This is a genomic window from Chelatococcus sp. YT9, assembly GCF_018398315.1.
GTDB lineage: Bacteria > Pseudomonadota > Alphaproteobacteria > Rhizobiales > Beijerinckiaceae > Chelatococcus.
In genome coordinates, this window is record NZ_JAHBRW010000007.1 from 1 (window position 1) to 11195 (window position 11195).

Annotated in this window: 14 protein-coding genes; 6 read left to right on the forward strand and 8 right to left on the reverse strand. The window is 61.7% G+C overall.

Annotation, left to right across the window (positions count from 1 at the left end):
* Positions 1-114: 114 nt before the first annotated feature.
* Positions 115-804: an AAA family ATPase gene (locus KIO76_RS30745; protein WP_213327480.1), complete on the reverse strand. Its 690-nt coding sequence runs from the start codon at positions 802-804 to the stop codon at positions 115-117.
* 114 nt (positions 805-918) lie between these two features.
* On the opposite strand from KIO76_RS30745, the gene KIO76_RS30750 reads away from it, so the two are divergent.
* From KIO76_RS30750 to KIO76_RS30765, 4 genes are read left to right on the forward strand one after another with little or no spacing between them, the layout of a single operon-like run.
* Positions 919-1251 carry a hypothetical protein gene (locus KIO76_RS30750; protein WP_213327481.1) on the forward strand — a complete coding sequence of 111 codons (333 nt, stop codon included), beginning with the start codon at positions 919-921 and terminating at the stop codon, positions 1249-1251.
* A gap of 18 nt (positions 1252-1269) precedes the next feature.
* Entirely contained in the window at positions 1270-1719 is a 450-nt protein-coding gene (locus KIO76_RS30755) for a hypothetical protein (protein WP_213327482.1), read from the forward strand.
* Between the two features lie 44 nt (positions 1720-1763).
* Positions 1764-1946, forward strand: coding sequence for a hypothetical protein (locus KIO76_RS30760; protein WP_213327483.1), 183 nt, complete (start codon positions 1764-1766; stop codon positions 1944-1946).
* Positions 1946-2230, forward strand: coding sequence for a type II toxin-antitoxin system RelE/ParE family toxin (locus KIO76_RS30765; protein ID WP_213327484.1), 285 nt, complete (start codon positions 1946-1948; stop codon positions 2228-2230). The genes KIO76_RS30760 and KIO76_RS30765 overlap by 1 nt, the downstream gene beginning before the upstream one ends.
* A 4-nt stretch (positions 2231-2234) precedes the next feature.
* On the opposite strand, the gene KIO76_RS30770 is transcribed toward KIO76_RS30765, so the two are convergent.
* Positions 2235-3944 (reverse strand): relaxase/mobilization nuclease domain-containing protein, encoded by a 1710-nt coding sequence (locus tag KIO76_RS30770; protein ID WP_213327485.1) that lies wholly within the window; start codon positions 3942-3944, stop codon positions 2235-2237.
* Positions 3941-4300 (reverse strand): plasmid mobilization protein, encoded by a 360-nt coding sequence (locus KIO76_RS30775; protein ID WP_213327486.1) that lies wholly within the window; start codon positions 4298-4300, stop codon positions 3941-3943. The genes KIO76_RS30770 and KIO76_RS30775 overlap by 4 nt, the downstream gene beginning before the upstream one ends.
* 205 nt (positions 4301-4505) lie before the next feature.
* Between KIO76_RS30775 and KIO76_RS30780 the strand changes: the two genes are divergently transcribed.
* A complete protein-coding gene (locus KIO76_RS30780) occupies positions 4506-6623 on the forward strand; it encodes a type IV secretory system conjugative DNA transfer family protein (protein ID WP_213327487.1) in 2118 nt (705 codons plus the stop codon).
* A 185-nt stretch (positions 6624-6808) separates the two neighbouring features.
* Here the strand turns inward: KIO76_RS30780 and KIO76_RS30785 are convergent, their stop codons facing one another.
* Positions 6809-7018, reverse strand: coding sequence for a hypothetical protein (locus KIO76_RS30785; RefSeq protein WP_213327488.1), 210 nt, complete (start codon positions 7016-7018; stop codon positions 6809-6811).
* A gap of 65 nt (positions 7019-7083) precedes the next feature.
* On the opposite strand from KIO76_RS30785, the gene KIO76_RS30790 reads away from it, so the two are divergent.
* Positions 7084-8739 carry a DUF1554 domain-containing protein gene (locus KIO76_RS30790; RefSeq protein ID WP_213327489.1) on the forward strand — a complete coding sequence of 552 codons (1656 nt, stop codon included), beginning with the start codon at positions 7084-7086 and terminating at the stop codon, positions 8737-8739.
* A gap of 201 nt (positions 8740-8940) precedes the next feature.
* On the opposite strand, the gene KIO76_RS30795 is transcribed toward KIO76_RS30790, so the two are convergent.
* From KIO76_RS30795 to KIO76_RS31875, 4 genes are all read right to left on the reverse strand, one after another.
* Positions 8941-9264 (reverse strand): HigA family addiction module antitoxin, encoded by a 324-nt coding sequence (locus KIO76_RS30795; RefSeq protein ID WP_213327490.1) that lies wholly within the window; start codon positions 9262-9264, stop codon positions 8941-8943.
* A 14-nt stretch (positions 9265-9278) separates the two neighbouring features.
* Positions 9279-9557, reverse strand: a complete 279-nt coding sequence (locus tag KIO76_RS30800; protein WP_213327491.1) for a type II toxin-antitoxin system RelE/ParE family toxin — start codon at positions 9555-9557, stop codon at positions 9279-9281.
* A gap of 455 nt (positions 9558-10012) precedes the next feature.
* Positions 10013-10729, reverse strand: coding sequence for a helix-turn-helix domain-containing protein (locus KIO76_RS30805; RefSeq protein WP_213327492.1), 717 nt, complete (start codon positions 10727-10729; stop codon positions 10013-10015).
* 333 nt (positions 10730-11062) lie between these two features.
* Positions 11063-11185, reverse strand: a complete 123-nt coding sequence (locus KIO76_RS31875) for a ribbon-helix-helix domain-containing protein (protein WP_502761922.1) — start codon at positions 11183-11185, stop codon at positions 11063-11065.
* Between the last annotated feature and the right edge of the window lie 10 nt (positions 11186-11195).

An 11195-nucleotide genomic window follows, 5' to 3' on the forward strand; every position in this document is an offset into this window, starting at 1 on the left:
ACAAGCTGCTTGCCCTGCCGCGACGGTGCATAATAGCGGCCTGTCGGCTTCTCCTGCGCCGCCTCCGCGACCGGTGCCGAAGCGGGAGCGGGAGCATTCCCCGCCGAGATGCTGTTAAGCGCGCCGAGAAACTGTTTGCTTTGCTTTGCCATTTTTCTGCACTCCGAATAAATGCCTACATGTGAACATGTAGAGTTTCTGAATCTCTGCGGCGGCTTTGCCTTCCGGCTCGAACTCCTGCGCTGTAAGGCCTGCGGCCATTGCACGCGAATAGGCTTTGCGTTGATGAACCCGCACCGGCACAAGCTCCGCGCCCATGCTGGCGGTAATCCAGTTTTCTGTCTCCTCAATCTCCGGCCCGGAAATGGGGCAGGCTGACAAGACCACGTGTGCCGCCTTGCCCTGCTGTTGCACCGTGCGGATTGTCTCGGCGGTCGCGTGTAGGTCGATCACCTCGGGCCGCGTCGGTATCAGCACCATATCCGCAAAGCGAATGGCCTCGGCGGCAATGTCGCGTTGCTGCGGCGGACAGTCGATCACGATTAGGCCGGATGGCTTGCCCGCGCCGCCGATCTGCTCAAGGGCAAATCGTAAGCGATTCCAATTCACGTCCCTAACCGGGGGCGCTTCAACCCCACCATTATTGGTCTTGCGCCGGTCGCCCCAAAAACAAGCGCTTGCCTGTGGGTCCAGATCGAGCAGGGCGACTTCGCGGCCGTCATGCTGCGCGGCTACGGCAAGTGCCGTTGCGAGGGTGGTTTTACCAGCCCCGCCTTTTTGGGATATGACAGCCAAAATTTTCATGGTGTTAACATGTAGGAATGTTAGGGTTAACGAATCGTTACGCACGCCAACATGTTAACATGCCGGCTTGCAAACAGCGTGAGGGGATTCGCCGTTCTGGTCAAGTAATCGCCTGTGCTGCACCGCAGCAGGGCAGGGGTCGAATATTTGCCCCCGGAAATAAAAAATCGCCAGCCTTGTGGGGGCGCGATTTTTGATTTCCTCATCACTGCGCGATTACTTCAAAATCGGTTCCATAATGGCGATTATCAGATTTGGAGGAAGCAACCGACGATGAATATTATGTCGAGGATTGACGCGATCAACGCAGAAATTGACGCCCTGTCGCGCGACATGGCCGGCCTTTCAGCGGCCGATCTGGAAGAACGATCCGCCCGGCTCAACAGCCTGCGCGCCGAACTCTACAGCTTACTGGCCGAACTGAAAGCCGCGCAGCGACCCCATTGAACCCGTCATCGAAAGGCCATGGCCATGCACGGCGAACGCGATATTCAGCGGTGGATAACTAAACTCATAGACGACGCCCGCCTGTTGGCGAAGGCGGACCCGAGCGCCGACAAGCGCCACGCCGACCGCGCCGGCTACTGGCGATATAGCGAAGTGGAAAAAATACTCTCGCTCATCATCAATCACGCCGAAGCCGCCATGCAGACGATCAAGGTGGTCGATTTCAGCCCCTGCGATGTTGTCTTCATACGGCGCAGCGTCGAAGCCCAGATATGGGGCGGTGACGCCATCATGACCGACAATCTGCATATCTGGGAAATCCGGCCCGAAGATCGGCCGATTTCGCAATCATGGGCCTCGGGCGCAAAGCTGCTCGTCCACCCGAACTACAAGGGCGGCGCATACAGCTATTTCATGGTCGATGATGCCGGGCGGCGCGTCGAAGCCAATAGGCGCGCTACGCCTTAGCCTCGCGGCTGGATCGGCGGGCGACAATCTGATAAAATGTCCCTATGACCATGCTCAAAGAAAAAAAGCCTGCGACCGATTATCTGGCCCCCGTTGCGGATGCTGAAATCAGCCCCGCGCATCGCGCATGGATGAACGGCCAGATTCAAGAGGCCTTGGACCATAAGCGCAGCGGCAAGGCCACGTACAAAACCCTCGAAGAAACCCGCCGCAAGTTCGGATTCTGATGCACGTCCGCTTTCAGGACACCGCCGAAGCTGATTTAGACGCCATAAAGCAGCACATCGAACCGGAAAGCCCCAAAGGGCTTGAACGTGTCCTGACGGCCATTTTCACGGTCGCCGAACAACTCGAATCCTTTCCGCTGCTCGGCCGTGAGGGCGACGTAGCCGGCACCCGCGAAATAACTGTCCCCCGCACGCCGTTTCGGCTGGTCTACACGCTCGATGATCCGCATTTCATCGACATTATCCGCGTCCTGCACGGCGCGCGGCGATACCCGCCAGAATAGCAATCTACCGCTCCGGCCCGTCATCCCGGCTGCGGTCACGCGCGGGCAGGGGCTTGATCTCGCCCCGGCCCTTTTCAAAGGCGCGCTCCGACCAGTCCTTGCGCATTTCCGGCTGCGCCGGGGCCGGCTTTTCCTGCCCCCAATCCTTCGGCGGCGGCGCGGCTTCCTGCTGCTGCGGCTTCGCCGCCGCGTCCCAATCCTTCGCCATGACAGGCCGGGAAGAGGCGGGCGGTTGCTGCTGCCGTTCGACCTGCGGCACCTCCTGCAAAGACCGCTTGGGCGGTTGCGGCGCCTCTCCGGTAGGCGAGGGCGCCGGGGCAGGCCGCGCGACATATTCCGGCGCGCTCGCAACCTTGCGCGGCTCGGGCGTCGGCGCGCGCGCCCGATCAAATTCCTTCTTCGGCAAGGGATTCTCCCTCGATGCCGGCGCGGGCTTCTCCTGCGCCTTCCAGTACGGTTTGCGACCGCGACCGGCGGGGCGGCGTTCATAATGCTGCCGCCACGCCTCGCGCATTTTCATCTTCTCGCCGTCCTGACGCGCGATCAAGGCCGTCCGCGTGGCCGCAAAATCCGCGCGCTGTTTCGACAATGCCGCCGCGCGCTGCGCGCGCAGGTCCGTCATGTCCCGGTCGAGGATCGTTTTAAGCTGCCGCTGCAAGGTGCCGCGGCTGGTCACTTCCGCCGCCGCGAACGCCGCCGCGCGGGCCTGTGAGGAAAGCGCGTTGCCGAACGTCGCGGACAACACGCCGCGATTGCCGAGCTGCCCGCTAATCTTCTGCTGTGTCGTCGCCATCATGGCGTTGACGATCACGCCGGCAAGGTTGCGCTCGCGCCGCTCGAACGCCCGCCGGCTATCGCGCGCCTGCCGAAAATGCGCCGCCCAGATCGGCTTGCATTCGGCTTTGTGAAGCGCGGCGGCTTCTTTCATCCGCCCGCCGAACGCCGTGTAAATCTGATCGCGCGCCGCTTTGTCCGCGCGGCCAAGGTCTTTCCATTCCTGACGGTGCCGCGCCTTCTGCGCGTCGTGCAGCTCCTTGAGCATCGCGCCGGGCGACTTCTCCGATACAGGGCGCGCCTGCGCATCCTGCCGGCGTTGCCGGTCATGATCGCGCCGCTTCTGGCGGTCCTGATGCTGCGCGCGCTTGCGCTCGATCTCGTCATATTTTTCGGCGCGGTTCGGGCTGACGATCTTCCCGCGCTCTTTCTCGTAGCGGTCGGCCCATTTGTCGAGCGCCAGAACGGCGGGCTTGCGGATCGGCTCGGTCTTGCCGGTATTCGGATCGACGCGGTTGACGATCACATGCACATGCGGGTGCGCCGTGTCACGGTGCGCAACCAATACCGCCTGCAAGTGATCGAGGCCTAAAACCTTCAACGCATGATCGGCCGCGCGGGTCATTTCCGCACGGTCGAGCGCGTCCGATTCCGAAGGATGCCATGCGAGCGAAAACGCGAACACCGGCCCGGCCGTCGCCTTGCGCCCGGTCGATTTGATCCCGGCCGCTGCTTTCAGCGCGTCGGCCTGCGAGGCCGTCGCGATCATGATGCGCATGGCCGTCTGCGGGCCGTCTGTCGGTAGATTGCGCGTCTCGGTCCACGCGACACGCTCGGCCGTCTGCGGGTGCTGCGCATCGCCTTCCTGCCGCTTGTCGTGCAGGTAATAGGCCATGCTGCCTTTGAAGCTATGGCCTATCGGGGCGAGCTGGAAATTCACTTTCCATCTTCCCCGGCGATCATGTTGGCGGCGGCTTTCACTTCCGCCAACGTCTCGGCCAGATCGGCGGGAATGCCCTGACGATAATTCAGGGCGCGCACGATCTGCGCGAGGTTCGCGCCGACGCGGGCAAGGGCGACAAGGGCCTTGTCGTCGGCGGCGGTGCGCCGGGCAACAATCCGCTGCCCCATGGCCGCGCGCCGCCGGTACTCCATCACCGGCAAGCCGGCGCGCGCCGCCTGCTGCTCTATGTGATGACGCTCGGCTGGCGTCACACGCATGGCCGGTAGCCATTCGGTGCGGGCCTCGTGGGGGTCTTTGCGGGGCCTGCCGCCTTTCCGGGTGGTCGCCGTCATGCGCTGTCCTCGGGGTCCGGGGCCTGCCCCGGCAAGCGTTTTTGTATCACAAAAACTATGCTTGTTATTCCTCACTACATAAACGATACCGCACCCACAGTTAAGAGGGCATTAACCCGAATTTGCGCGCGCCCATGCAACACGCTCTTGCCAGCCCGCCGCCGGCACATAGGATTGCGCCAAGGGGAAATGACGCGGGGGAATAATGGCGGGCGACGGCAAGGGCGTGAGCTTCTTCGCGAACGCAGGCGTGCACCTGTATACACCGGGCGAAGGCGCGATCTATCTCGGCCTCGATGAACGAAACCGCGAAATCGGCGTCACCCTCGAACGTCACGCACTGACCATCGCCGGGGCCGGCGCGGGCAAAGGTGTCGGCCTCGTCGTGCCGAACGGGCTACGATGGGCCGACAATCTGTTGATTGTGGAACCCAAGGGCGAAAGCATTGCCGCGCTGTGGGAAGCCCGCGAGGCGATGGGGCAAAAGGTCGTCGCGCTCGATCCTTTCAGGATTACCGCCATTCCCGAACGGCTGCGCGGCTCCTTCAACCCGCTTGCCGCCATCACCCCGGCCGATATCGACGGCCGCGAACATTTGCAGATGATCGCGGACGGTCTCGTTAAGCGATCCGATCCACGCCACGAAGAATGGTATGCCGGCGCAGCCACCATCCTTGCCGGCCTCCTTGCCTTCATCGTTGAAACCGCACCGCCCGAACACCGCAACCTGACGGCCCTGCGCGCGCTGCTGTTGCAGACGAAAGATGAACTCCACGCCGATGCACAGCGCATGCAGTCCTGCACGGCCTTTGGTCGCCTCGCCCGCGCGGCAGGCATCCAGATTCAAACCGCGCTTGAAACCGAAAAGGGCATGGAACGCGATTTCCTCGGCGCGGCGCGCCGCTATACGGAATGGCTCGATTCCGATCCCATCGCCGCCACGCTCAAGGAATCGTCCTTCGATCTCTCCGAACTGAAGGCCGGCAAAATCTCTCTGTTCGTCATCATCCCCCCGCAATATCTCGAAACCCACGCCGCTTATCTGCGCCTGTTCGTGCGCGCTTCCATCGAAGCCATGATGAAAAGCGGCGCGCGCGGACAAGGCCGCTGCCTGTTCATGCTCGATGAATTCTACAGCCTCGGCCGACTCGATATCGTCTCGAAATCGGCGGGGCTGATGCGCGATTACGGCCTGCACCTGTGGCCGATCATGCAGGACATTGACCAGCTTCGCAGCCTCTACAAGGATATCAGCGAAACCTATTTCGCCAACGCCGATGCCGTCACCTTCTTCGGCGTTACCGATCAGGCGACCCTTGAATATATCTCCCGCAAGGTCGGTATCGTCACACTCGACGATATCAAGGCGCGCCCGCCCGTGCGCGCGCAGCTCGTCAGCGACAAGCTCGCGCAGGAAGCGGGAAGCCCCGTCATCCCGCCCCGGCCTATCGGCGCGCCGCCCTCACGCAATCCCTCGACAAATACCGCCCTGTTTATCGGTACCGGGATTCTCAACTCCCTCAATCAGGTCGCCTATGAGCTTGAAGCGCACCAGCAGGCGGCGAAACAGGTCACGGTCGCCCGGCTGCGCGAACAGGAGCAGCGCATGGATGAGGAAGCCATGCGCGAATATCAGCACGAATTGCAAAGGCGGGGTGAACCGCGCCTGACGCCGGACGGCGTGGCTAAGCTGATCGGTAAGGGCAAGAACGACAAAATCGCGCGCGCCATGATCGCGTTCCTGCGCGGCGGTGACATGCTGTGCATCCGCCCGCACCCCTACTTCGCGCCGCCGCCGGCCGAGCTGCCGCATCCGTCGAAATTTCGCGCCGAATTGCTCAACGATGAAATCCGTCAGACCGGCCGCGAATTGCAAAACATCTACGCTGAAGCGCGCGCGTACGATGGCAAAAAGAACCGCCGCCGCCTGCGCGGCATAGCGTCAATTATCGCGGGAATTGCTGGGCTGATCTTCATACTGGAGAACAACATGCTGCCGAATTTCCGTTTTCTGCCCCACTACACCCAGACCTTCCAAGTTCTGGGTGTGCTTGCCCTGATGTTCTCGATCAGCGGCGGGCTTGGCTATGCCTGCCATCACATCGCCCACCGCATGAAGGTCGCGAATTTTTCCAAAAGAGCAGCCTCCACCGCATCCCGCCTCATGGGCCTTGCCGAGCGGCTTTTGACCGAAACAATCTACGACATAGACCCCGAAACATGGGACGCGATCCCGAACCAATTCAAAACTGTGTTGCAGCGGCAGCGCGAAAACATCCTCGGCGCGAAGGCCGACGCCGGCATAGAATTTATCGAAGGATAGATTATTTTTCGTCCAGCAGAAGAATTTCCACCGGCAAGACCCGCGCGGCGGGGGAAAAGCCGGGCGGGGTAGGATTCCACCGCTCGAATGCCGCGCGGGCCTCGTCCTCGGTGCGCCGGAACGTCCCCCATACAAGGTGGCCGTCCGGTCGCTCGATGACTGCAAAGCCTCGAAATTTCCGGGGCTTATTCGTCGGTCGGGCCGTCATCTTCCGCCCTGTCCGTGCGCGGCAGGATCACAAAATCGCCGGTCAGGGCCAGACCCTCGGACACCTTGCAATTGAATCCGTCTTTCTTGTTCGGAAAGGCCACGCCAACGCGCGTCCATTCTGTTTTTACCTCGCCGTTGCTGTTCGTATATTCACGCGCAACAAGTATATTATGCGGTTTTGTCATTATTGATCCTCCGTTATAAAGTATATACCATGATTTCAGAAAAATAATATCAAGAGGATATGGAAATGCGGTCAGCGATACTTTTTACATTATCTCTACTGATACCCGCGACCGCTTGGGCGCAATGCCTCAACCCGCCCGGCGAAGCCGGGGAGCAGATATTCAACAGCACCCACAGCGTCATGCAGTATTGCGACGGAACCATATGGATTGGCATGGGCGGCGGGCTTGCAGTGGTTCCCGACCAAACATCCTCGGGTGCGTGCAGCGAGGCGAACGACCAGAAACTGCGCCGCAACACCGCCGCACCGCCCACCACGCTTGAAATCTGCGACTGGCGGGGCGGCGTGGGCGACTGGACGGCAATCGGCGGCGGGGGCGGCGGCGCAACGCCAAACCTCGATGCTGTTCTGACGCAGGGCAACGCAGCCGGTAACAAAAAGATCACCGGCCTCGGCCCGCCGACCGTGAACACGGACGCGGCGACGAAACAATATGCGGACGGAAAAGTCACCAAAGCCGGCGACACGATGACCGGCCCGCTTGCCATGAGCAACCAGAAGATCACCGGCCTTGCCGCGCCCACCGTTGGCACGGATGCCGCGCACAAGACCTATGTTGACGGGAAGTTCGGCGCGCTGACCACCAACAAATGGTGCCGTGGAAGCGGAACGCAGGTGATCTGCGATCAGGACGCGCCCGCCGGGGACGGCGACACGCTCGCCGGCCTCGGCTGCGACGAAGGACAGATCGCCGTCAAGACTGCGAGCGGATGGGGCTGCGCCGATATGCCGACGGGCGGCGGCGGGCTGCCAGAATACAACCATTACTTTGTTCTGACCAGCCAAGCATGGAACGGCAATCTCGGCGGCCTATCCGGCGCAAATTCCAAGTGCCTTGCCAATCTTACCGCTCAAGCATGGAAGGGAAAAGAGACCGCGAATCTCTCCGCCGCTACGGTAAAAGCTTTTCTTTGTAGTTCCAGTGAATGCAATGACCTGAAACCAAATACAAAGTACATTTTTGCCCGTGCGGGCAGTACTACCGCCGGTGCCGCAGAATTCACGACGAACCCCTCAGCGGAAGGCCCGAATAACGGCTCTCAATGGTCTGATACCGCGTTCTTCGGCGACAATGTTGATTACTGGACAAATCGCGACAGTCACTCTGGTGTCACAACAAGGTGGAAAAATTCCCCGGCGGGGAGTGGCAGCTCGTCGCACTGCAACACTTGGAGTTCTAGCTCCAACGCGCAGACAGCAATCATAGGCAGAAGCGGCAGCGCGAACGGCAACAGGTGGACGCGCGGTGCGGGGGATTGCGACGAAGCAAGACGCCTTATCTGCATCGTCGATGGTACGGCGGGTGGTGGCGGCGGGCCGCCGCCGGGATGCAACACGGGCGGCGTCGAGATCAACGGCGCCTGCTGGTACGCGGGAGCGAATGGGGATTCCTGCACAACCGTCTGCGCCACACGGGGTGGCTACAACATCGCGACCAGAAACTTTGCCGGCAGCGGCGGCAGCAACTCCAATTGTCAAACCGTGCTGAACGCGCTCGGCTTGGGCTCCGGGAGTGTGAGCGAGGCCGGGGCGCACGGCGCAGGTTGCGCGGCTGTTCAAATAATGGTGGGGATACAGCAACGTCGCCGCATGACGGGCGCCACAACTGCCGAGGCGACCGACGCGCAGATAGCCAGAGCCTGCGCGTGCAATAACTGATCCTGATTTCAGATACAGGCTGGGGGCGCTGCCCCCAACGCCGCGTCAAGGGGTGGGTTCTCGCGGTCCTCGCCATGCTCGGCCTTCGGCCTGTGCGTGGCTCCGGGCCGCTGCGCTTCCCGGCTTCGCCGCCCTTGCCGCTCTGCCCCCCGGACTTCGCCAGTCAGGCAGGGTTTCAGGGGCAAGCCCTAAAACCCTGCTCTAAACGAGGCGCGGCTGTTCCGGCGCGGGCGTCGCCGGCAATGGAATCCGCTTCAATCCTTTGCCGATCTCGCCGGCACGTTGGCGCACCTGCGCGGCGTCATACGATGCCTGCATACGCAGCCACGTTTCGGCCGTGCTGCCGATTACGATCTCAAGACGCAAGGCCAGCTCGGGCGATATATCGCTCTGCCCGGTCACAACGCGGTGGAGCTGGTTCCGGCTGATACCCAAGGCCTCGGCCGCCTGCGCGGTCGTCAGGCCCAGCTCGTCAAAATCGGCCTTTAAGCCCCGGCCGGGATGGGGTGGATTCTTCATCGGCATGGTGATGCCTCCTTTCAATGGTAGTCTGTAAAATCAACGTCGATAGCGTTCCCGCCAGCAAAGCCAAACACGATGCGCCAGTTTGCCCGCACCGTGACGGCCCATTGGCCTTTGCGGTCGCCCTTGAGCGGATGCAGGCGGAACGAAGGCCTGTTCATGCCCTCCGGACCTGTAGCGGCGTCGAGCACCTGTAAAATCTCCGCGATGCGGTCGATCAGCTCCGGGGGCAATTTGCTCCGGTCGTCGTCCTCGAAAAATCGCTTCAATCCCTTGTGTTTGAATGCCGCTATCATGAAATGATTGTATCGTGTAATATGACGAATTACAATAGACACATATTCCCATAGCGGCGGTCATAGACGGCCGCTGAGGGGCGTCTTTCGTCTGCGGTGTTCGGGTCGAAAAAACTTGCCGCGCCTCTGTGGAGCCATCCTTGGCGCAGGAATCGACGTTCTACACGCAGACAAAAATCCTGTTCCCTGTTCGATGCGGGCCGCAGGCCGCTTCGAACCCGCGCGAAGCGCGGCCTTTTGATGTTCCCCGTCCCGATACCTCCAACGCACCGCCACGCGCAGCGGCAGGCACCCGAAGGGGCGAAACGAAGTGGAGCACGGCGAAGCCGTTGCCATAGCGAGCATGGCGGTACGATGGCAGGTGAGGGTGGGAAATCTTGCGCGGCCGGTGAGCGAAGCGAACCATAAAGGCCGCGCTCCGCTGACTCATCGGCCGCAGGCCGATGCCGGTTCCCCTATGAAATAGAACTAGATCGGGATTCAGTCTGCTTGGCGGACTCGCGCTCTGCTCGATGCGCGCGGGCCTGCGCAAAGCGCAGCAAAGCCGCGCCGAGCGGGTCGTCGGGGTCAACATCCATCACTGTCCGTTCCAGCTCCGACAGGGCCGCGCGGTAGGCTTCATATTCGCCCGTGCGGATCTCCTGCGCATGGCTGTGGTCATCCGGCGCGGGCGGGATCTTGAAGAACCGGCCGAGCATCGCCGCCGCACGGCGGGGCAGGAAAAGCCGGTAAGCGTTGCTGACCTGCCGGACCTGCGGTCCACTGCCCTCGTTGCCGGTCGGTTCGAACCGGCGCAGCCAGTCCAGAAAACCATGGGTGCGCAGCGCCGCGAGCGCCCGCACGATGGCATCCCGCGAGCGTTTGAGCTTCGCCATCAGGAAATCTAGCGACGGGTCCAGCCGGCCGTTGCGGAAATTGACCAGATTGGCGAACAGCTCCAGCACCTCCAGAGCGACAAAACCAAGCGCGCCACTTCGCGCGCCTGGTTGTCGCGTCGCCAGCTCGTAGCGGCGGGCGGCAAGCACGATCTGCTGTACCTCGCGGCGGCTCGTAGAGCGCCAGAAAACGCCCTCGCAGTGGCCGGCCGGCCGGGAATGGCGGTGGATGGGCTGGTGCGTTCTGCGCCCCCTGCCCTGCTGTACGGCGGTAATGTCGCCTATGGATTGAAACATGATTCCCCCTTTCGGTTGCGATGAACCGCCAAAGGGTGGGCCGCTCACGGCCTGAACCCCCGGAAAAAGGGCGCAAAAAGCCGTGGCAAGATTTCTCTTGCAATGTGCCGGGAGATTTGGGAAAATCCGAATTGTTCAGAAGCGAATTTCCCCGGTTCTCCCGGTATCAGAAGCCCGCCCTTGGCGGGTTTTTGTGTGTCTGGGCCTAAGCCCTCCTTCGTAAGTCCCGCCAGAATCGACGGAATCTGATTTGCTATGGTGCCAGAGTCGGCCCCAATCGCCAAAGCCAAAAATCCCGGCATGTAGACATGCCAACAGTCCTACATGCAGGCTTTAGCGCAACTCGATCCGTTGCGCTGTGAAAAGCATGTCGAGCGCCTTCCGCAAAAGTACCTCCTGCGACTCGCCACATTCGGCAGACAGCATTTTCAGGGTACGCTTGTACTGCGGCGGCAGATGCCCGCCC

Coding starts and splice junctions, on each gene's coding strand:
- KIO76_RS30745 (WP_213327480.1), bottom strand. CDS start 804: ATGAAAATTTTGGCTGTCATATCCCAAAAAGGCGGGGCTGGTAAAACC.
- KIO76_RS30755 (WP_213327482.1), top strand. CDS start 1,270: ATGGCCATGCACGGCGAACGCGATATTCAGCGGTGGATAACTAAACTC.
- KIO76_RS30760 (WP_213327483.1), top strand. CDS start 1,764: ATGACCATGCTCAAAGAAAAAAAGCCTGCGACCGATTATCTGGCCCCC.
- KIO76_RS30765 (WP_213327484.1), top strand. CDS start 1,946: ATGCACGTCCGCTTTCAGGACACCGCCGAAGCTGATTTAGACGCCATA.
- KIO76_RS30775 (WP_213327486.1), bottom strand. CDS start 4,300: ATGACGGCGACCACCCGGAAAGGCGGCAGGCCCCGCAAAGACCCCCAC.
- KIO76_RS30780 (WP_213327487.1), top strand. CDS start 4,506: ATGGCGGGCGACGGCAAGGGCGTGAGCTTCTTCGCGAACGCAGGCGTG.
- KIO76_RS30785 (WP_213327488.1), bottom strand. CDS start 7,018: ATGACAAAACCGCATAATATACTTGTTGCGCGTGAATATACGAACAGC.
- KIO76_RS30790 (WP_213327489.1), top strand. CDS start 7,084: ATGCGGTCAGCGATACTTTTTACATTATCTCTACTGATACCCGCGACC.
- KIO76_RS30795 (WP_213327490.1), bottom strand. CDS start 9,264: ATGCCGATGAAGAATCCACCCCATCCCGGCCGGGGCTTAAAGGCCGAT.
- KIO76_RS30800 (WP_213327491.1), bottom strand. CDS start 9,557: ATGATAGCGGCATTCAAACACAAGGGATTGAAGCGATTTTTCGAGGAC.
- KIO76_RS30805 (WP_213327492.1), bottom strand. CDS start 10,729: ATGTTTCAATCCATAGGCGACATTACCGCCGTACAGCAGGGCAGGGGG.